Source organism: Lelliottia sp. JS-SCA-14, from assembly GCF_035593345.1.
Taxonomy (GTDB): Bacteria; Pseudomonadota; Gammaproteobacteria; order Enterobacterales; family Enterobacteriaceae; genus Enterobacter; species Enterobacter wanjuensis.
This window is the reverse complement of the sequence record NZ_CP141606.1, coordinates 3257937-3280013: the sequence shown is the minus strand read 5'-3', so window position 1 is coordinate 3280013 and position 22077 is coordinate 3257937. Positions and strand designations below refer to the sequence as shown.

Sequence of the window (22077 nt, the reverse complement as noted above, 5' to 3'; positions counted from 1 at the left end):
ATGCCGGATGGCGCTTCGCTTATCCGGCCTACAACACCTTGTAATTATGTAGGCCGGATAAGGCGTTTACGCCGCCATCCGGCAAAAGACAATACTAGATCTTACACGCGCCGCTTTCGCAGCCATCGTCCTGGATAGAAGGTGCCATGTCATCCTGCGCATCTTCAGCACCGTCACGGGTGTTGTGATAGTACAGGGTTTTCACGCCAAATTTGTAGGCGGTCAGGAGATCTTTGAGCAACTGCTGCATCGGCACTTTACCAGACGGGAAGCGCGTCGGGTCATAGTTGGTGTTAGCAGAGATCGACTGGTCGATAAACTTCTGCATGATGCCCACCAGCTGCAGGTAACCGTCGTTATTCGGCATCTCCCACAGCAGTTCGTAGTTATTGCCAAGCAGTTCGTAATCCGGCACCACCTGACGCAGCACGCCATCTTTCGACGCTTTGATGCTCACGTGGCCGCGCGGCGGCTCAATGCCGTTGGTGGCGTTGGAGATCTGCGAAGAGGTCTCGGACGGCATCAGCGCGGAGAGCGTGGAGTTACGCATACCGTGAGTTTTGATGGACTCACGCAGGCCTTCCCAGTCGAGATGCAGCGGCTCGTTCACGATACCGTCCAGATCTTTCTTGTAGGTATCGATCGGCAGAATGCCTTTCGCGTAGGTAGTTTCGTTGAACCACGGGCACGCGCCTTGCTCTTTCGCCAGCTCGTTCGACGCTTTCATCAGGTAGTACTGAATGGCTTCGAAGGTCTGGTGGGTCAGGTTGTTGGCGCTGCCGTCGGAGTAACGTTTACCGTTTTTCGCCAGCCAGTAGGCAAAGTTGATCACGCCAATACCCAGGGTACGACGGCCCATTGCGCCGCGTTTTGCCGCAGGGATTGGGTAGTCCTGGTAATCCAGCAGGGCATCCAGCGCACGAACCGCCAGCACCGCCAGCTCTTCCAGCTCGGACAGGCTCTTGATCGCGCCCAGGTTGAAAGCGGACAGGGTGCAAAGTGCGATTTCACCGTTTTCGTCGTTAACGTCGTACAGCGGTTTGGTCGGCAGGGCGATCTCCAGGCACAGGTTAGACTGGCGCACTGGCGCGATGGCCGGATCAAACGGGCTGTGGGTGTTGCAGTGGTCGACGTTCTGGATGTAGATACGGCCAGTGGAGGCACGTTCCTGCATCATCAGGGAGAACAGGTCCACGGCTTTCACGCGCTGCTTACGGATGCTGTCGTCGTTTTCGTATTGGGTGTACAGACGCTCGAACTCGTCCTGATCGGCGAAGAACGCATCGTACAGACCCGGGACGTCAGACGGGCTGAACAGGGTGATGTCCTGGCCTTTCAGCAGGCGGGTGTACATCAGCTTGTTGATCTGTACGCCGTAGTCCATGTGACGAACGCGGTTGCCTTCAACGCCACGGTTGTTTTTCAGGACCAGCAGGCTTTCGACTTCCAGGTGCCACATCGGGTAGAACAGCGTCGCAGCGCCACCACGAACGCCGCCCTGCGAGCAGGATTTCACAGCGGTCTGGAAGTGTTTGTAGAACGGAATACAGCCGGTGTGGAACGCTTCACCGCCGCGAATCGGGCTGCCCAGCGCACGAATACGACCGGCGTTGATGCCGATACCGGCACGCTGGGAGACGTATTTCACAATCGCGCTGGAGGTGGCGTTGATGGAGTCCAGGCTGTCGCCGCACTCGATCAGGACGCAGGAGCTGAACTGACGAGTCGGGGTGCGCACGCCAGACATGATCGGCGTAGGCAGAGAAATTTTAAAGGTAGAAACCGCATCATAGAAACGCTTCACGTAGCTCAGACGCGTTTCACGCGGGTAGCCGGAGAACAGGCACGCGGCGACCAGAATATACAGGAACTGCGCGCTCTCGTAGATTTCTCCCGTCACGCGGTTCTGCACCAGGTATTTGCCTTCGAGCTGCTTCACCGCGGCGTAGGAGAAGTTCATGTCACGCCAGTGATCGATAAACCCGTTCATCTGCTCGAACTCTTCTTCCGTATAGTCTTCCAGCAGATGCGTGTCGTATTTGCCCAGCTCAACCATTTTCACTACGTGATCGTGAAGCTTTGGCGGCTCAAACTGGCCGTAGGCTTTTTTACGCAGGTGGAAAATGGCCAGACGTGCCGCGAGATACTGATAATCTGGCGCTTCGCGGGAGATCAGGTCTGCCGCCGCCTTGATGATGGTCTCGTGGATGTCAGAGGTTTTAATGCCGTCGTAGAACTGAATGTGAGAACGCAGCTCAACCTGGGAGATAGATACGTTATTCAGTCCTTCTGCTGCCCAGTCGAGAACTCGATGGATTTTGTCGAGATTGATGCGCTCAGTGGTACCGTCGCGCTTTGTCACCAGCAGACTCTGATTCATGTGGGTTTTTACCTGTCCGTGAATTACCGTGAAATAGAAATATCCCCCGTTTATCCACAGAACTGCCTTGTGACTAAGTCTGTGGATAAATACTACATATAGGGGTTTTGCGATTAAATGAACGCTATATGGTGAGTATTCTAGTATCGAATCATTTCAGTACAAGGGTTGATTTTGAGGTTAAATTGAGGTTGTGAAAGGGTAAAAAAGCCTAAGTCCTCGTACTGTAAGGCCTGGACGACATGTCAATAATTTAGAAAAAAAATTCAAAATTTGATCGAGTGCTGATTTCTTCAACGGGAGGTCAAAATTGCGCAACATGATGCCGCGCAATCTTTATAAGAATAGTTGATGACGTTAGTCGTTTTTGGCGGTTGTGTGCAACATATAGTTAACATCTACGCCCGGCGCGAGCTTGAATTTATCCGTTAACGGATTGTAATGCAGACCGGTGATGTGCTGTTCTTTGAGCCAGGTGCCATCGACCCAGCCTAACAGCTCCGCCGGTTTGATGAATTTCTTCACGTCGTGCGTGCCTTTTGGCACCATCCGCAGCACATATTCTGCACCTACGACCGCCATCAGCCAGGCTTTGCCGTTACGGTTGATGGTCGAGAAGAAGACCTGACCGCCGGGTTTGACCAGCGCTGCGCAGGCGTTAACCACCGACTGCGGATCAGGGACGTGCTCTAACATCTCCATGCAGGTGACGACGTCATACTGATGCGCGTGCTTCGCCGCGTGCTCTTCCACCGTCTCCTGAACGTAATCGACCTGAATACCGCTCTCAAGTGCATGCAGACGCGCGACCTGTAGCGGCTCAAAGCCCATATCCAGCCCGGTGACCGTAGCGCCTTCGCGCGCCATGCTTTCAGCCAGAATGCCGCCGCCGCAGCCGACATCGAGCACTTTTTTACCGAACAGACCGCCGGAACGCTCCGCGATATAGCCCAGACGCAGCGGGTTAATGCGGTGCAGAGGTTTGAACTCACCTTCGAGATCCCACCAGCGGGATGCCACCGCTTCAAATTTGGCAATCTCGTTGTGGTCAACGTTGTGAGCTACCGGGGATTTTTCGGCATTCATGGGCGCTTTTACTCCTTATTTCGCAAGAGGATCGAGTATATCAGGCTCTCCCCGTGAATAAAGCATACAGGTTTACCTGTCTGAGAGCGGTTGTGTTATAATTTGCGACCTTTGAATCCGGGACACAGTAGAGGGATAGCGGTTAGATGAGCGACCTTGCGAGAGAAATTACACCGGTTAACATTGAGGAAGAGCTGAAGAGCTCCTATCTGGACTATGCGATGTCGGTCATTGTTGGCCGTGCGCTGCCGGATGTCCGAGATGGCCTGAAGCCGGTACACCGTCGCGTACTATACGCCATGAACGTATTGGGCAATGACTGGAATAAAGCCTACAAAAAATCTGCCCGTGTCGTTGGTGACGTAATCGGTAAATACCACCCTCATGGTGATACCGCCGTTTATGACACTATCGTGCGTATGGCACAGCCATTCTCCTTGCGTTACATGCTGGTAGATGGCCAGGGTAACTTTGGTTCTGTCGATGGCGACTCCGCTGCGGCGATGCGTTATACGGAAATCCGTATGTCGAAAATCGCCCATGAGCTGATGGCCGACCTGGAAAAAGAGACGGTGGATTTCGTCGATAACTACGACGGCACCGAGCGCATTCCAGACGTGATGCCAACCAAGATCCCAAACCTGCTGGTGAACGGTTCTTCCGGTATCGCCGTGGGTATGGCCACCAACATTCCACCGCACAACATCACGGAAGTGATCAACGGCTGCCTGGCCTTTATCGAAGATGAAGACATCAGCATTGAAGGGCTGATGGAACACATCCCAGGCCCGGACTTCCCGACTGCCGCCATCATCAATGGCCGTCGCGGTATTGAAGAAGCCTACCGCACCGGTCGTGGCAAAATTTATATTCGTGCCCGCGCCGAAGTGGAAGCGGACGCGAAAACCGGTCGTGAAACCATTATCGTCCACGAAATTCCGTATCAGGTGAACAAAGCGCGCCTGATCGAGAAAATCGCGGAGCTGGTGAAAGACAAACGCGTTGAAGGCATCAGCGCGCTGCGTGACGAGTCTGATAAAGACGGTATGCGCATCGTGATTGAAATCAAACGCGACGCCGTGGGTGAAGTGGTTCTGAACAACCTTTACTCCCAGACTCAGCTGCAGGTTTCCTTCGGTATCAACATGGTGGCATTGCACCATGGTCAGCCGAAGATCATGAACCTGAAAGAGATCCTGAGCGCGTTCGTCCGTCACCGCCGTGAAGTGGTGACGCGCCGTACTATTTTCGAACTGCGTAAAGCACGCGATCGTGCCCATATCCTCGAAGCTCTGGCCGTTGCGCTGGCGAACATCGACCCGATCATCGAACTGATCCGTCGTGCGCCAACCCCTGCCGAAGCGAAAGCGGGCCTGGTTGCCCGTTCGTGGGAGCTGGGTAACGTGGCCGCCATGCTGGAACGTGCGGGCGATGACGCTGCGCGTCCTGAATGGCTGGAGCCGGAGTTCGGCGTGCGTGACGGTCAATACTATCTGACTGAACAGCAGGCCCAGGCGATTCTGGATCTGCGTCTGCAGAAACTGACCGGCCTTGAGCATGAAAAACTGCTCGACGAGTACAAAGAGCTGCTGGAGCAGATCGCTGAGCTGCTGCACATCCTCGGTAGCGCAGATCGTCTGATGGAAGTGATTCGCGAAGAGCTGGAGCTGGTCCGCGACCAGTTTGGCGATGAGCGTCGCACTGAGATCACCGCCAACAGCGCGGATATCAACATCGAAGATCTGATCAACCAGGAAGATGTGGTTGTGACCCTGTCTCACCAGGGCTACGTGAAGTATCAGCCGCTGACCGACTACGAAGCACAACGTCGTGGTGGTAAAGGCAAATCTGCTGCACGTATTAAAGAAGAAGACTTTATCGACCGCCTGCTGGTGGCCAACACCCACGACACGATCCTCTGCTTCTCCAGCCGTGGTCGTCTGTACTGGATGAAGGTCTATCAGCTGCCGGAAGCGAGCCGCGGGGCGCGTGGTCGTCCAATCGTCAACCTGCTGCCGCTGGAGCCGAACGAACGTATCACCGCCATCCTGCCGGTACGCGAGTACGCAGAAGGCGTGAACGTCTTTATGGCGACCGCCAGCGGGACCGTGAAGAAAACCGCACTGAAAGAGTTCAGCCGTCCGCGTTCTGCCGGCATTATTGCCGTCAACCTGAACGAAGGCGACGAACTGATCGGTGTGGATCTGACTTCCGGTTCTGATGACGTGATGCTGTTCTCTGCCGCCGGTAAAGTGGTGCGCTTCAAAGAGAGCGCCGTGCGCGCAATGGGTCGTACGGCGACCGGCGTTCGTGGTATCAAACTGGCTGGCGAAGACAGCGTTGTTTCCCTGATCATTCCACGTGGCGAAGGCGCAATCCTGACCGTGACGCAGAATGGTTACGGTAAACGTACCGCGGAAGGGGAATACCCAACCAAGTCTCGTGGCACACAGGGCGTTATCTCGATCAAAGTCACCGAGCGTAACGGCTCCGTGGTCGGCGCGGTACAGGTTGATGACTGCGACCAGATCATGATGATCACCGATGCAGGCACTCTGGTGCGTACCCGCGTTTCTGAGATTAGCGTTGTGGGTCGTAATACCCAGGGCGTGATCCTCATCCGTACTGCGGAAGATGAAAACGTGGTCGGCCTGCAGCGTGTTGCAGAGCCGGTGGATGACGAAGAGCTCGATTCCATCGACGGAAGTGTGGCAGAAGGCGATGACGAAATCGCGCCGGAAGCAGACACCGACGACGATGCGGCAGATGATGCCGAAGAGTAATGTCTCCTGACAGAAAAAAGGGCCGGATACCGGCCCTTTCTTTTTTTGCAGACAAGCGAACATTGCGGCAAACGGCGTTTACCGCTACCTTAACCACATTCTTTTTGACCCTGATGGCGGAGCTTCGCCCCCTTGAAATACCTCGTCTCCTTTCGTACCACGCTTAAAGTCTCTCGCTATCTTTTCCGGGCGCTGGCGTTATTGCTCTGGTTACTCGTGGCGCTGTTCTCGGTGTTTTACATCGTCAACGCGCTGCATCAGAAGGAGTCCGAGATCCGTCAGGAGTTCAACCTAAGCTCCGATCAGGCCCAGCGCTACATTCAGCGCACGTCTGACGTGATGAAAGAGCTGAAGTACATTGCTGAAAACCGGCTGACGGCGGAGAACGGCATTCTCGCCACCCGCGGGCGAGAGGATAAAACGGAAGTCCCGGACTTCGAGCCGCTCTTCCCCGATTCCGACTGTTCGGCGATGGGCAACACCTGGCGCGGCTCCCTTGAGTCGCTGGCCTGGTTCATGCGCTACTGGCGCGATAACTTCTCGGCAGCCTACGATCTCAACCGCGTGTTCCTCATCGGCAGCGAAAACCTCTGTATGGCCGATTTCGGTCTGCGCGATGTGCCTGTCGAACGCGAAGATGCCCTGAAAAGCCTGCACGAACGCATCATCAAATACCGTAACGCCCCGCAGGAAGAGCGCGGCAACAATATCTTCTGGATTAGCCAGGGTCCGCGTCCGGGCGTCGGCTATTTCTATGCCCTGACGCCGGTCTATCTGGCTAATCGTCTCCAGGCTCTGCTGGGCACCGAGCAGACTATTCGCATGGAGAACTTCTTCACGCCAGGCAGTTTGCCGATGGGCGTGACCATTCTCGATGAGAACGGCCATAAGCTGATTTCGCTGACCGGGCCGGAAGATCGCCTGAAAGTCGATCCGCGCTGGATGCAGGAGCGCTCCTGGTTCGGTTATACCTCGGGCTTCCGCGACCTGGTGCTGAAGAAAAGCCTGCCGCCGTCTTCCCTGAGCATTGTCTATTCCGTGCCGGTGGATATGGTGCTGGAACGCATTCGGATGCTGATCCTTAACGCCATTCTGCTGAATGTGCTGGTCGGGATCGCGCTCTTTACCCTCGCGCGAATGTACGAACGCAAGATTTTCATCCCGGCGGAGAGCGACGCCCAGCGGCTGGAAGAGCACGAGCAGTTCAACCGCAAAATTGTGGCCTCGGCGCCGGTCGGGATCTGTATTCTGCGCACTCAGGACGGGACTAATATCCTCAGTAATGAGCTGGCGCATAACTATCTGAACATGCTGACGCATGAGGACCGGCAGCGGCTGACGCAAATCATCTGCGGTCAGCAGGTCAATTTCGTCGACGTGTTAACCAGCAACAATACCAACCTGCAAATCAGCTTTGTTCACTCGCGCTATCGCAACGAGAACGTGGCGATCTGCGTGCTGGTGGATGTCTCCTCGCGCGTGAAGATGGAAGAGTCGCTGCAGGAGATGGCGCAGGCGGCGGAACAGGCCAGCCAGTCGAAATCCATGTTCCTCGCGACCGTCAGCCACGAGCTGCGCACGCCGCTGTACGGGATTATCGGGAACCTCGATCTGCTGCAAACCAAAGAGCTGCCGAAGGGGGTCGACCGTCTGGTGACGGCGATGAACAACTCTTCGAGCCTGCTGCTGAAAATCATCAGCGACATTCTCGACTTCTCCAAAATTGAGTCCGAGCAGCTGAAAATCGAACCGAGCGAGTTTTCCCCGCGCGAGGTCATGAACCACATCAGCGCCAACTATATGCCGCTGGTGGTGCGCAAACAGCTGGGGCTGTACTGCTTTATCGAGCCTGATGTGCCGCTGACGCTGCACGGAGACCCGATGCGCCTGCAGCAGGTGATTTCAAACCTGCTCAGCAACGCCATCAAATTCACCGATGTGGGCTGCATTGTGCTGCACGTCTCCCGCGCCGGGGATTACCTCAGCATTCGTGTGCGTGATACGGGTGTCGGTATTCCAGCCAAAGAGGTGGTCAAACTGTTCGATCCGTTCTTCCAGGTCGGGACCGGCGTGCAGCGTAACTTCCAGGGAACCGGGCTGGGTCTGGCGATCTGTGAGCAGTTGATCAGCATGATGGACGGCGATATTTCGGTCGATACCGAGCCGGGCATGGGCAGTCAGTTCACGATCCGCATCCCGCTTTACTCCGCCAGGTATCCGGTCAAAGCCCCTGCGGAAGGTCTGAGCGGGAAAACCTGCTGGCTGGCGGTGCATAACGCCTCGCTGTATGCCTTCCTGGAGTCAATGCTGACGAGCCGGGGTCTGAATATTGTGCGTTACGAAGGCCAGGCCACGGGCGATGACGATACGCTGATCACGGACGCTGAAGTCGATCCGTCGTGGAAGGGCAGAGCGGCGATTATCTTCTGCCGTCGTCATATTGGCATTCCGCAGGAGCGGGTGCCGGGTGAATGGACGCACAGCGTCGCCACGCCGCATGAACTGATGCATCTCCTGGCGCACATTTATCGTGTGGAAGTGGACGAAAATGACGGCGTGAGAGTATTGCCGTCACCGGACTCAACCGTTGCGATGAACGATGACATGATGATTCTGGTGGTCGATGATCATCCGATCAACCGCCGCTTGCTGGCGGATCAGCTCGGATCGCTGGGCTATCAGTGCCTGACGGCCAATGACGGCGTCGATGCCCTGAACGTGCTCAGCAAAAATCATATCGATATCGTGCTCAGCGACGTCAACATGCCGAATATGGACGGCTATCGCCTGACGCAGCGTATCCGTCAGCTCGGCCTGACGCTGCCGGTTGTCGGCGTGACGGCGAATGCGCTGGCGGAAGAGAAGCAGCGTTGTCTCGAGTCGGGCATGGACAGCTGTCTGTCGAAACCGGTGACGCTGGATGTGATCAAGCAGACGCTGTCGGTCTACGCCGAGCGGGTCCGGAAATCCAGGACGTAAAAAAACCCGGTCAGCGCGAGCGCGACCGGGTTTTTTAATGGCAGAGCGGAATCAGTCTTTGTCGACCGCGCTCAGTGTTACCGAAGAGAGATAGTTCAGCAGGGCGATGTCGTTTTCGACACCCAGCTTCATCATCGCGGATTTCTTCTGGCTACTGATGGTTTTGATACTGCGGTTCAGCTTCTTGGCAATCTCCGTGACCAGGAAACCTTCGGCGAACAGGCGCAGCACTTCGCTCTCTTTCGGCGACAGACGTTTGTCACCGTAACCACCGGCGCTGATTTTCTCGAGCAGACGAGAGACGCTTTCCGGGGTAAATTTCTTACCTTTCTGCAGCGCAGCCAGCGCTTTCGGCAGATCGGTTGGTGCGCCTTGCTTGAGCACAATCCCTTCAATATCGAGTTCCAGCACGGCGCTTAAAATCGCCGGGTTGTTGTTCATCGTCAGAACGATGATCGAAATGCTCGGGAAGTGGCGCTTAATGTATTTGATCAGCGTAATCCCATCACCGTATTTGTCTCCAGGCATGGAGAGATCGGTAATGAGGACATGGGCATCAAGTTTCGGGAGGTTATTGATAAGTGCTGTAGAGTCTTCAAATTCACCGACAACATTCACCCACTCGATCTGTTCAAGTGATTTGCGAATACCGAACAGTACAATCGGGTGGTCATCGGCAATAATTACGTTCATATTGTTCATGTATAAGGCTACCTTGCTACAGCAAGCTTTTGACGTAGGCGTCAATGTCGCTGATGTATTTTTCTGTGCCAGAAGCATCTTTCTCGCGAATGAGATGTTCCAGCGTTTCACATAACTGCTTGCCCGGAACCAGATTGAGCATGGCAAACACCCCTTTAAGCCGGTGTGCTGTCTGTGCCAGCGCGGCGAAATCCTTCGCTGCGGACTCAGTATACAACCGCTTAACATCATCTGGTACTGTATCTACGAAGAGCGAATAATATCCGCTGGCATGGAGTTCGGCATTTTCATCGCCACCCAACGGGGACTCCAGGATCTCTTCTTGCGCCAGCTGCTCCTCTATTAGTTGTAGTACAGCTTCCTGCATCGCATTGCTCATATTAAAGTTGACGCGCATCTGGCCAGGGCCGATTTTTCGCACGCCTGACTCATCATCGCTTAAAAGCAAGCCCGAGGCAGTAAGATTAGACGGATTATCAGTTAAAAACAGATCATATTCTTGACTCGTAAGCCTTTCGTCCGGAGTGATGCAGGACGCGCCCCAGTTTTCCAGCTGACGAACCACGATGTTGCGGATCTCGCTCGAGGTCACATCCACCATGATCACCACGTCATCCAGCAGACCTTCTTCATCCTCTTCCTGCGGCGTCGCGGCCATTTTCACATGCAGGGAATAGCGCGTGCCGAGCGACTCGCGGGCTTTAATGTTCAGATGACCGCCGAGTTTGCGTGCCAGCTGATCGCACAGCCAGAAGGTGAGGGCGTTGGCTTTGCCGTAGCGGTCGCTCTGGGTATCGTTGAGGAACGGGAAGTGCAGATTGTCGACTTCGCTTAGCGTCACGCCTTCGCCGGTATCGAGAATGCGGAACGTCAGGCGATCTTCGGCGGATTCGTCGCTGCTCACTTCCAGCGTGATTTTGCCGATTTGCGTCGTCGTGACGGAGTACTGAATCAACATCAGCACAATGCGGCGCAGGGCGTCGCGGTCGCCGTGGCGTTTATCATTGGCCGGGAGGTGGTTGTTAATCAGCAGCTGCAGCCCTTTGCGCTTGATCACCGGCAGAACTTCCGGCACCACTTCGTTAATCAGATCCTGAATGGAGAACAGGGTGGCGTTACCTTTCCAGGTATCGTTCTCCAGCATATTGGCGAGCTGGATCTCGTCCACCATGCGTACCAGGTTATCCGCCTGACTGGCGATCTGCTGGCTTTCCGGCGCGCTAATACTCGCCGCCTGGCTGGCCAGCTCTTTCAGCGGTCGTTTAAAGGCATCGCTGATATTTTGCATAAACACCGCGCGGCCCTGCTGGTTTTTCTCGTACAGGCGTTGGGCCTGTTTCAGCTTCTTGTTCACCAGCACTTCGCGGTCCTGATCGCGGATGATAAAGATCTGGGTGCGAGAGGCGACCTGGCTGCGGAACTGACGGATCTCGTACAGTTCATTATTAATGGTGGCCTGAATCACCCCCTGGTGCTGGTCGGCCATCGCGGTGATGTTCTGCAAATTCAGGTGCGGCAGCAGGTGGTCGGCAATCTTGTTGCTCATGATCGTGCGATTGGCTTCCTGATCATGCACCAGCAGCCCGAGCGGAAGAATAGAGACGATCTCTTCGTTCAGCGCCCGCAGCACGCGCAGTTCGTTGCTGGAACCAGATGACGACAGGCTTTCGCTCTGACGGCCCGGCTGGAAGCGGAAGGTGCTATAACCAAACAGCGCCAGCGCCAGCAGGCCGATGTTCAGCAGCAGCGGCAGAAGGATATTTTGCAGGGTATCCAGCAGCAAGGTGCCAAAGGGTACCTGCCAGACCAGGCGCATACCGGTCGAGTTCAGCGGCGAGGCAATCTCTATCTTCGAACCGTTAAAGGTGATGGACGCGCTCTCGGGGCTCTCTTTTTTATCCGCTGGGGTGCGCATGTTCTGCGCCGAGTTATCGGGCTCCAGGCGGAAGCTGTCCAGCGGCATATCCGGCGGGATCAGATCGTTAATCGGTAAATCGAAGGCGACAACAGTGGCCAGATGCCCCGGCTGGTTAAAGGTGGTGCGCAGGGTAAAGTAGTGACCGTTCTGCCACGCCAGACGGCGCAGAGAAGAGAAGCTTTCGCGCTCATCGAGGGCGTTCGCCTGCTGGAGCATCTCTGCCCGGCGGGAATCAACGATCGACCCGATGGTGGACTCTTTAAATCCGGAAGAGAGATCTTTCAGCGGCAGAGTCGAGATCAGGATCATGCTGTTGTCCTGACCGTTCAGATAGTACATCGACCACGGCACGGTTTCCGCGCCCCACAGGGTGTCGAGATAAGTGGACATCCGCTGCGTCATCTCAAGGGTCGCGCTGTCGTGCGAGCCAAAAATCAGCGCCTCGGTTTTACGGCGCGTTTTCTCAAGGTAATAGACGTCCTGCTTTAGACGCGTCTCCTGCAAATTTTCGCCAGATGCGCTTCCCGGTGCGGCGGCAATGTTGTCGTAGATCTGCCAGGTCGCGTAACGCCAGGTGTCAATGCGCTTATGCACCGCGTGGGTGATATCGACAATCTGATAGCTTCTGTCCTTCAGCCAGGTGTTAACCGCGCTCTGTACCATCACCCCCATCGTCACCAGCAGCACGATGATCAATAGAAGGAAGAAGCGGGTGATGCTCCCGGGAAGAAGGGAGAACTTACCTGTTGCTGTGGTTTCAGACTGACTCATTGCAATGTTTAACCCGATATGGCCGCACGTAAGGGGGAGAGGGCAGTATAAAGGGTAATACCTGAATTTCCAGCATCCTGGCCTGACCAGCGGGACTTTTTCTGCGTTAAATATCAGTCAGTAAAACGGCTCTGAAAGTGTACAAACGGAACCTGGCTGTACAAATAGCGGGCAAGATAAACGAAAAATAGCACTAATTAACAAGAAATTAAAAATTGTTAAAATGCGAAGAAGGGGATTTTAGGGCGTAATCGAATTAATTAATAGTTGTTATGATTTCAGTGCGGTAGCACATAATAATTCAGGTTACGTAAAGAAGAGTAAAAAAAAACCGAATGCATGTGCACTCGGCTCAATTAGGGATAAACAGACATTCAAAACTGAATGACGGTAATAAATAAAGTTAATGATGATAGCGAGAGTTATTTTAGTGATGTAGACAGGTTTTGTTTTGACAATCAGTGCGGTAAAGATATATTGATCTAAGTGACTGATATTTATGAACTGCATCCCTTCTTTGATTATTAGTGCTTTATTTTTTAGCTCTTCGTGCTATTGAAAAGTTCCCTCTTATTTACAAAATGAAACATGTTTGTAGACATATGAAACATCTTCAAAGTTTTCGTATCATATTCTTATTGGATTATTCTGTAATTTTGCGGAGAATGAAGTTGCCGATCGGTTAAGAGGGTTAACCGGTAAGCAGTGGCATAATAAGGCATATAACAGAGGGTTAATAAAATGAAAGTTAAAGTACTGTCCCTCCTGGTACCAGCTCTGCTGGTAGCAGGCGCAGCAAATGCGGCTGAAATTTATAACAAAGACGGCAACAAATTAGATCTGTTCGGTAAAGTCGACGGTCTGCACTATTTCTCCGACGACAAAGGTGCTGATGGCGATCAGACCTACATGCGTATCGGCTTCAAAGGCGAAACTCAGGTCAACGATCAGCTGACCGGTTACGGCCAGTGGGAATACCAGGTTCAGGGCAACACCACTGAAAGCGACAACCAGTCCTGGACGCGTGTGGCGTTCGCGGGTCTGAAATTTGCTGACGCGGGTTCTTTCGATTACGGTCGTAACTACGGCGTTATCTATGACGTGACTTCATGGACTGACGTACTGCCAGAATTCGGCGGCGACACCTACGGTGCGGACAACTTCCTGCAGTCTCGTGCTAACGGTGTAGCAACTTACCGTAACCAGGACTTCTTCGGTCTGGTTGATGGCCTGAACTTTGCTCTGCAGTATCAGGGTAAAAACGGCAGCGTCAGCGGTGAAAACACCACCGGTCGCAGCACGCTGAAACAGAACGGCGACGGCTACGGCGCGTCCCTGACCTACAACCTGGGCGAAGGCTTCAGCGTAGGTGGTGCGATGTCCTCCTCTAAACGTACTGCTGACCAGAATGCTGCAGGCGTGTACGGCGAAGGCGATCACGCAGAAGTGTACAGCGGCGGCCTGAAATATGATGCTAACAACATCTACCTGGCAGCGCAGTACTCTCAGACCTACAACGCAACCCGTTTCGGTGACTCCCAGAGCAGCAGCGACATCTACGGTTTCGCCAACAAAGCGCAGAACTTCGAAGTGGTTGCACAGTACCAGTTCGACTTCGGTCTGCGTCCATCCGTGGCTTACCTGCAGTCCAAAGGTAAGGACGTAAGCAACAATACCACCAACTTCGGCGATCAGGATCTGCTGAAATATGTTGATGTTGGCGCGACTTACTACTTCAACAAAAACATGTCCACCTACGTGGATTACAAAATCAACCTGCTGGATGAAAACAACTTCACCCGTCAGGCTGGTATCGGTACTGATGACATCGTCGCTCTGGGTCTGGTTTACCAGTTCTAAGACACGCTCAGTAACACAAAAGGGGCCAACTGGCCCCTTTTTCTGTTCTATTAATAACGTCTTACCAGTGACCTGTTTTGGTATACTCTTGCCGCCCAGGCATGAGGATAATAACGAATGGACATGACTTTTTGGCGCGCCGGCCTTCTGGCGAGCTTTTTCTTACTGGCGGCATGCGACCCCTCCACCTCTGCGGTAAAACCTGCGGCCCCCGCTGCGACGGTGCTGGAAGGGAAGACCATGGGGACCTTCTGGCGCGTCAGCATGATGAATGTGGACGCCAAACGTGCGGACGAACTGCGCGATAAAATTCAGTCTCAGCTCGACGCTGACGATCAGCTGCTCTCCACCTATAAAAACGACTCCGCGCTGATGCGTTTCAATCTGTCGAACAGCACCTCCCTGTGGCCGGTCAGCGAAGCGATGGCCGATATCGTCACCGAGGCGCTGCATATTGGCTACAAAACGAACGGCTCGATGGATATCACCGTCGGGCCACTGGTGAATCTGTGGGGCTTCGGCCCGACGAAACAGCCAGAGCATATTCCCGATCAGGCGCAAATCGACGACGCCCGTGCGCGTACCGGTTTGCAACACCTGACGGTGATCAATCAGTACGGGCAGCAGTACCTGCAAAAAGACATTCCCGATCTGTTTGTTGACCTGTCGACGGTCGGCGAGGGCTATGCGGCAGATCATCTCGCCGCGCTGATGACCCAGGAGGGGATCCCGCGATACCTTGTTTCCGTGGGCGGCGCACTGGTGAGCCGGGGTCTGAATGCCAGCGACAAGCCCTGGCGTGTGGCGATCCAAAAACCGACCGACACCCAGAATGCGGTGCAGGCGGTAGTGGACATCAACGGCCACGGGATCAGCACCTCTGGCAGTTACAGGAACTATTACGAACTGGACGGGAAGCGTCTTTCGCACGTCATCGATCCGCAAACTGGCCGCCCGATCGAACATAACCTGGTTTCCGTCACTGTGATTGCGCCGACTGCGCTGGAAGCCGATACCTGGGACACCGGGCTGATGGTTCTCGGGCCGGAAAAAGCCAAAGAGGTTGTGCGTCAGGAAGGGCTGGCGGTGTACATGATCACCAAAGAGGGTGACACGTTTAAAACCTGGATGTCACCGCAGTTCCAGAGCTTCGTCGTCAGCGAACAAAATTAAAAAGCAAGGTTGCGGGTTTTTGTTCAGTGGCACTCGGGCATTGTATGAGTATGCATGTAAGAGGAGCCGATGATGAAAAACCTGACCCTGAATACCGATGAGCAACGCTGGCTGGCCGTGCTGGCCCGCGATGCTCACGCCGATAACCAGTTTGTTTTTGCCGTCCAGACGACCGGCATCTATTGCCGTCCCTCCTGCCGGGCGCGTCACGCCCTGCGCAAAAATGTGAGTTTCTATCCCGATTCCGCTCATGCTGAGCAGGCAGGATTTCGCCCCTGCAAACGCTGCGCGCCGGACAAAGCCGATCCGCAGGCGCTGAAGATGGCCCAAATCGAAAAAGCCTGCCGCCTGCTGGAAAAGGATTCGACCCTGACGCTCAACGCGCTCGCGGAGCAGGTCGCCATGAGCCCGTTCCATTTTCATCGCCTGTTCAAGTCCGTCACCGGCTTGACGCCCAAAGCCTGGCAGCAGGCGGCGCGCGCGCGGCGTTTACGCAGTGCGCTGCAGCAGGGCGACAACATTACTGATACCGTCCTTGCCGCCGGATTCCCCGACAGCAGCAGCTACTATCGCAAAGCCGATGACGCGCTGGGGATGACAGCGAAACAGTATCGCCGCGGCGGAAGTGACGTGGCTGTGCGCTACGCGATCAGCGACTGCAAACTGGGCCGTTGTCTGGTGGCAGAAAGCGAACGCGGGATCTGCGCGATCCTGCTGGGAGATAACGACGGTGCGCTGATAGAAGAGATCCAAACACTCTTCCCCCATGCGCAGGCGGAATCTCCCGAGGGGGATTTTGCGGCCAGACTGCAGCAGGTGATCCACAGTCTCGACCACAGCGGCACCGCACTGGCCCTGCCGCTGGATATTCGCGGGACCGCGTTCCAGCAGCAGGTCTGGCAGGCGCTGCGCGCGATCCCTTGCGGCGAAACCGCCAGCTACCAGCAGGTCGCCAGCGCCATCGGCAAACCTAAAGCGGTTCGGGCGGTGGCGAGCGCCTGCGCGGCCAACAAACTGGCGATTATCATCCCTTGTCACCGTGTGGTGCGAAACGACGGGGCTTTATCAGGCTATCGCTGGGGAACGGCGCGCAAAGCGCAGCTGTTGCAGCGAGAAGCGAATCATCAGGAGGAGTGATGCTGGATCTCTTTGCGGATAGCGATCCCTGGGAAGAGCCGTTAGCCCCCGGCGCGGTCATTCTGCGCCGCTTCGCGCTGGCCCGTGCAGAGGCGCTGTTTCAGGCCATCGACGCGGTCGCGGAGATCTCGCCGTTTCGCCACATGGTCACGCCGGGCGGCTACACCATGTCGGTGGCGATGACCAACTGCGGCGCGCTCGGCTGGACGACCAACGAGCGGGGGTATCTCTATTCTCCCGTCGATCCCCTGACGCAACACCCCTGGCCCGCCATACCCGCCGCGTTCAGCGCGCTCTGTCATGAGGCCGCTGTCGCCGCGGGATATCCGCATTTTCAGCCCGACGCCTGCCTGGTCAACCGCTACGCGCCGGGGGCGAAACTGTCGCTGCATCAGGATAAAGACGAGCCTGACTTAGGCGCGCCGATTGTTTCGGTGTCGCTGGGCCTGCCAGCCATTTTCCAGTTTGGCGGTTTACGTCGCAACGATCCCCTCAAACGCCTGATGCTCGAGCACGGCGATGTGGTGGTGTGGGGCGGGGGATCGCGGCTCTTTTATCACGGGATTCAACCCCTTAAACCCGGCGTGCATCCGCTGGCGGGGGAGTATCGCTATAATCTGACCTTCCGTCAGGCCTCTGATAGCGAATAAAAATAAGAATTATTCTTGATGTAACCGTCGGGCAGTTTACACTGCTGGCTGTTTTTTCTTGTCCGGATTGCTTTGCATGCAACTACTTCTCCTTGTCTGGCGTCAGTACCGCTGGCCGTTTGTCGCGGTCATGGCGCTCAGCCTTGCCAGCGCCGCGCTGGGCATTGGGCTTATCGCCTTTATTAACGTGCGTCTGATTGAAATGGTCGATACGCAACTGTCGGTCTTGCCCGAGTTTCTTGGCCTGCTGCTGCTGTTGATGGCAGTGACGCTGGCCTCGCAGCTGGCGCTGACGGCGCTGGGGCACCATTTCGTCTATCGCCTGCGCGGCGAATTTATCAAACGTATTCTCGACACTCAGGTTGAACGCATTGAGCAACTGGGCAGCGCGTCCCTGCTGGCGGGGCTGACCAGCGATGTGAGGGCGATTACCATTGCCTTTGTCCGTCTGCCGGAGCTGGTGCAGGGGATTATCCTGACCTTCGGCTCGGCCGCTTATCTCGCCTGGCTGTCGACCAAAATGCTGGCCGTGACCGCAATCTGGATTGTCGTCACCATCTGGGGCGGCTATCTGCTGGTGTCGCGCGTGTACAAGCACATGGCGGTGCTGCGCGAAACGGAGGATAAGCTCTATAACGACTACCAGACGGTGCTGGAAGGGCGCAAAGAGCTGACCCTGAACCGCGAGCGCGCCGAGCATATCTTCAATAATCTCTATATCCCGGATGCGCGCGAGTATCGGCATCACATTATCCGCGCCGATACCTTCCACCTGAGCGCGGTGAACTGGTCGAACATTATGATGCTGGGCGCGATTGGCCTGGTGTTCTGGATGGCGAACAGTCTCGGCTGGGCGGATACCAACGTAGCGGCGACTTACTCCCTGACGCTGCTGTTTCTGCGCACGCCGCTGCTCTCCGCGGTGGGCGCGCTGCCGACGCTGCTCAGCGCTCAGGTGGCGTTCAGAAAGCTGAACCAGTTTGCGCTGGCACCGTTCCGCGCGGAATTCCCGCGACCTAAAGCCTTCCCGAACTGGAAAACGCTGGAGCTGCGTAACGTCACTTTCCACTATCAGGACAATAACTTTGCCGTCGGCCCGGTCAACCTGACCATCCACCGTGGTGAGCTGCTGTTCCTGATTGGTGGCAACGGCAGCGGGAAATCGACTCTGGCGATGCTCCTGACCGGGCTGTATCAGCCGCAGTCGGGTGAGATTTTGCTGGATGGTCAGGCGGTGTCCGTCGAGAAACCGGAAGATTATCGCAAGCTCTTCTCCGCGGTCTTTACCGACGTCTGGCTGTTTGACCAGCTGTTAGGGCCGGAAGGCAAACCGGCTAATCCTGCGCTGGTGGCGAAGTGGCTGGAGCAGCTGAAAATGTCGCATAAGCTGGAGCTTCAGGACGGCAAAATCCTCAATCTCAAGCTGTCGAAAGGGCAGAAAAAGCGCGTGGCGCTGCTGCTGGCGCTGGCAGAAGAGCGCGATATTATCCTGCTGGATGAATGGGCGGCCGATCAGGACCCGCACTTCCGTCGCGAGTTTTATCAGGTGCTGCTGCCGCTGATGCAGGATATGGGCAAAACCATTTTTGCCATCAGCCACGACGACCACTACTTCATTCATGCCGACCGCTTGCTCGAGATGCGTGACGGCAAGCTCAGCGAGCTGACCGGCGACGAGCGCGATGCCGCGTCGCGGGATGCGGTGGCGCGTACGGCGTAATCCCCAAAAATGCCGGGTGGCGGCTTCGCCTTACCCGGCCTACTCAACGTCAAAACATGCACCACCCGCCGCTTTTTTCACCCTTCCGGCCATTTGTTTATTATCATTTACATTCCCTCAGGCTATGCTTGATATCACCTTATTTCATGGATTTATGATTGATGTCTTTGATAACCAAAAACAGCGCAAGGCTGCGCGATCAGGAGCGCGCCCGACTCATCTGGCTCCTCACCACAGATAAAGCAGTCACGTCGGCGTTATTAGGCAAATTAACCCTGGCTGAGCAATATGACGTCGGTACTTTGACCGACGATATTGCTGAGGTAGGGGCGCTGGTTGCTCATTTACCGCCGCCGGATCTGGCGGATACCCTCGAATCTCTCCCTTCGGAAGAGCGTCACGCCTTATGGCGGCTGGTGCAGGATCACGAACGCGGCCAGGTCCTGCTGGAGGCGTCCGAAAACGTCTGGGACGATCTCATCGATGAGATGAGCGACCGCGAGCTTCTCGATGCCGTGCAGACGCTGGATATTGACGAGCAGATCTATCTGGTTCAGCACCTGCCGCGTAACCTGACGGGCCGCCTGCTGGCGTCGCTCCCGGCGGCAGAGCGCGCTCGCGTGCGCCAGGTGATGGATTTCGACAAGGACAGCGTCGGCGCGATCATGGAGTTCGAAGTGATCATGGTGCGCCCGGACGTCACGCTGGCAACTGTGCAGCGCTATCTGCGCCGCAAGGGCAAAATGCCGGAGAACACCGACAAACTGTTCGTCACGGCGCGCGACAAAACTTTGCTCGGTGAACTCAAGCTGCAATCCATCCTGCTGAACGGCGCGCAGCGCCGGGTGAGCGAGGTGATGAACACCGAGCCGATGGTCTTCTCCCCGGAAGATGACGCCGAAAAAGCGGCGCGTACCTTCGAACGTGACAACCTGATCAGCGCCGCGGTAGTCGATTCCGTTGGCAAACTGATGGGCCGCGTGACGATCGATGAGATCGTTGACGTGGTGTATGAAGAGACCGATAACGATCTGCGCGCATTAGGCGGTTTGAGCGCCGAAGATGACGTGCATGCCTCTGTCGGCAAAGCGGTTAAAACGCGCTGGGCGTGGCTGGCGATAAACTTATGTACGGCGTTCATTGCCTCCCGCGTGATTGATGGTTTCGAACACACCATCTCACAGCTGGTCGCCCTGGCTTCCCTGATGCCGATCGTGGCGGGGATTGGCGGGAACACCGGCAATCAGACTATCACCATGATTGTGCGCGCTCTGGCGCTGGAGAAAATTCAGCCCGGCAACTTTACGTTTCTGATCTTCAGAGAGATGGGTGTGGCGCTGATCAACGGCCTGGTCTGGGGCGGGATCATGGGCGGCATCACCTGGTGGCTGTACGACGATATGGCGCTGGGTGGCGTGATGATGCTGGCAATGGTGCTGAACCTGCTGGTAGCCTCGATGATGGGGGTGATTATCCCCCTGACCATGACCCGATTTGGGCGCGACCCCGCGGTGGGGTCGAGCGTCATGATCACCGCCATTACCGATACCGGCGGCTTCTTTATTTTCCTTGGTCTGGCGACGATTTTCCTGCTTTAAGCGCCTGCTTGCGCTTCAGACGGGCGGGGATTATCGCCATCACGATAATACCGCCCAGCACGCCAATCGCCAGATTGCCGGTGGAAACGGTGGCCGCCACGGTCACCAGCATTACCAGCGTTTCGGCGATTGGGGCGTTTTTCACAGTGCCCGGCTGGATGCTGTGCCAGTTAAAGGTTTTGAAGGCGACAATCGCCATAATTCCCGCCAGCACTGCCATCGGAATGTGCGCCATCACTTCACTGAGCGCAGTCACCAGAATCAGCAGGACCACGCCTGCGGCGAGCGTAGAAATGCGGCTGCGTCCTTTCCCCATCTCCACGTTGACGATGGTTTGCCCGATCATCGCGCATCCGGCGATGCCGCCGTAAAAGCCGGACAGGATATTCGCCACGCCCAACCCGATGCTCTCCCGGCGCTTGCTGGACGGCGTCAGGGTCAGTTCATCCACCAGTTTTGCCGTCAGCAACGACTCCATCAGCCCGACAAAGGCGATGCTCAGGGCGCAGGGCCAGATGATGCTGAGCGTCTGCAAATTCAGCGGCACCAGCAGCTGCGTCAGCCCCGGCAGGCCACCGCTCATGGAGCCTTCATCCCCGACGGTGGGCAGGAGTTGCCCGCTGGTGACGGTAAAGATGGTCAACACGACAATCGCGATCAGCGGTGAGGGAACGCTCTTAATAAAGCGCGGCGCCCAAAGAACGATCAGCAGAGTGAGGACAAACAGGCCGACGATCAGCGGGCTTTTGGTCCAGAAATGCGGAACCTGAGCAAAGAAAATCAAAATACCGAGGGCGTTCACAAACCCGGTCATCACCGACTGGGGGATAAAGCGCATCAGTCGCGCCATGCCCAGCGCGCCAAACAGGATTTGAATCAGCCCGGCGAGGATCACCGCAGGCAGAATGTACTGCACGCCGTGGAGATGCACCATCGGGCCAATCACCAGTGCGACAGAACCCGCAGCGGCGGTGACCATCGCCGGACGACCGCCGAGAACGGACATCGCCAGACACAGCACCACCGAGGCGATCAGGCTCACCTTCGGGTCAACGCCCGCGACCACGGAAAACGAAATCACTTCGGGGATCAGCGCCAGGGCGGTAATCACACCGGCTAAGGTTTCGCGCATCAACAGTTTGGGGGAGCGGAGTACGCTCGCCACGCGGCCATCGTCAGGCGTCAGGGCAGAAGAGTGGGGTAATGACATAGACATTCGCTGGTTAGGGCAGGCTTCCGTGCGCGCGATCACAAAGTGCAGCATAGTAGCCACAAATACCCCGCTGTGCCAGCCAGCAGTTCGCTTAACCCTACAAAAAT

General features: G+C 55.9%; 13 protein-coding genes. 8 read left to right on the top strand and 5 right to left on the bottom strand.

What is annotated here, in order from left to right:
* Nucleotides 1-94: 94 nt before the first annotated feature.
* Both nrdA and ubiG read right to left on the bottom strand, forming a co-directional pair.
* Nucleotides 95-2380: a class 1a ribonucleoside-diphosphate reductase subunit alpha gene (gene nrdA, locus U9O48_RS15290; protein ID WP_282495145.1), complete on the bottom strand. Its 2286-nt coding sequence runs from the start codon at nt 2378-2380 to the stop codon at nt 95-97.
* A gap of 357 nt (nt 2381-2737) precedes the next feature.
* Nucleotides 2738-3466 carry a bifunctional 2-polyprenyl-6-hydroxyphenol methylase/3-demethylubiquinol 3-O-methyltransferase UbiG gene (gene ubiG, locus U9O48_RS15285; RefSeq protein ID WP_282495144.1) on the bottom strand — a complete coding sequence of 243 codons (729 nt, stop codon included), beginning with the start codon at nt 3464-3466 and terminating at the stop codon, nt 2738-2740.
* Between the two features lie 146 nt (nt 3467-3612).
* Between ubiG and gyrA the strand changes: the two genes are divergently transcribed.
* Nucleotides 3613-6249, top strand: a complete 2637-nt coding sequence (gene gyrA / locus U9O48_RS15280; protein WP_282495143.1) for a DNA topoisomerase (ATP-hydrolyzing) subunit A — start codon at nt 3613-3615, stop codon at nt 6247-6249.
* Between the two features lie 132 nt (nt 6250-6381).
* The gene (gene rcsC, locus U9O48_RS15275) at nt 6382-9228 is read left to right on the top strand and encodes a two-component system sensor histidine kinase RcsC (protein ID WP_285149268.1); all 2847 of its coding nucleotides are present in this window, start codon (nt 6382-6384) and stop codon (nt 9226-9228) included.
* Between the two features lie 51 nt (nt 9229-9279).
* On the opposite strand, the gene rcsB is transcribed toward rcsC, so the two are convergent.
* Entirely contained in the window at nt 9280-9930 is a 651-nt protein-coding gene (gene rcsB, locus U9O48_RS15270) for a response regulator transcription factor RcsB (RefSeq protein ID WP_015959795.1), read from the bottom strand.
* Nucleotides 9931-9946: 16 nt separating this feature from the next.
* A complete protein-coding gene (rcsD, locus tag U9O48_RS15265; RefSeq protein ID WP_324722756.1) occupies nt 9947-12619 on the bottom strand; it encodes a phosphotransferase RcsD in 2673 nt (890 codons plus the stop codon).
* 741 nt (nt 12620-13360) lie between these two features.
* On the opposite strand from rcsD, the gene U9O48_RS15260 reads away from it, so the two are divergent.
* The 6 genes from U9O48_RS15260 to mgtE all read left to right on the top strand — a co-directional run bounded on the left by U9O48_RS15260 (nt 13361) and on the right by mgtE (nt 20757).
* Nucleotides 13361-14479 (top strand): porin OmpC, encoded by a 1119-nt coding sequence (locus U9O48_RS15260; RefSeq protein WP_282495140.1) that lies wholly within the window; start codon nt 13361-13363, stop codon nt 14477-14479.
* Nucleotides 14480-14596: 117 nt separating this feature from the next.
* Entirely contained in the window at nt 14597-15652 is a 1056-nt protein-coding gene (gene apbE, locus U9O48_RS15255; RefSeq protein ID WP_324722755.1) for an FAD:protein FMN transferase ApbE, read from the top strand.
* Between the two features lie 72 nt (nt 15653-15724).
* The gene (gene ada, locus U9O48_RS15250) at nt 15725-16789 is read left to right on the top strand and encodes a bifunctional DNA-binding transcriptional regulator/O6-methylguanine-DNA methyltransferase Ada (RefSeq protein WP_324722754.1); all 1065 of its coding nucleotides are present in this window, start codon (nt 15725-15727) and stop codon (nt 16787-16789) included.
* Nucleotides 16789-17439: a DNA oxidative demethylase AlkB gene (gene alkB, locus U9O48_RS15245; RefSeq protein ID WP_324722753.1), complete on the top strand. Its 651-nt coding sequence runs from the start codon at nt 16789-16791 to the stop codon at nt 17437-17439. The genes ada and alkB overlap by 1 nt, the downstream gene beginning before the upstream one ends.
* Before the next feature lie 76 nt (nt 17440-17515).
* Nucleotides 17516-19159, top strand: a complete 1644-nt coding sequence (locus U9O48_RS15240; protein ID WP_285149273.1) for a multidrug ABC transporter permease/ATP-binding protein — start codon at nt 17516-17518, stop codon at nt 19157-19159.
* Between the two features lie 161 nt (nt 19160-19320).
* Complete coding sequence (mgtE, locus tag U9O48_RS15235) at nt 19321-20757, top strand: magnesium transporter (RefSeq protein ID WP_324722752.1); 1437 nt, start codon at nt 19321-19323, stop codon at nt 20755-20757.
* Here mgtE and U9O48_RS15230 read toward each other — a convergent pair.
* A complete protein-coding gene (locus tag U9O48_RS15230) occupies nt 20720-22021 on the bottom strand; it encodes a SulP family inorganic anion transporter (RefSeq protein WP_324724409.1) in 1302 nt (433 codons plus the stop codon). The two genes, mgtE and U9O48_RS15230, sit on opposite strands and share 38 nt — an antisense overlap.
* Between the last annotated feature and the right edge of the window lie 56 nt (nt 22022-22077).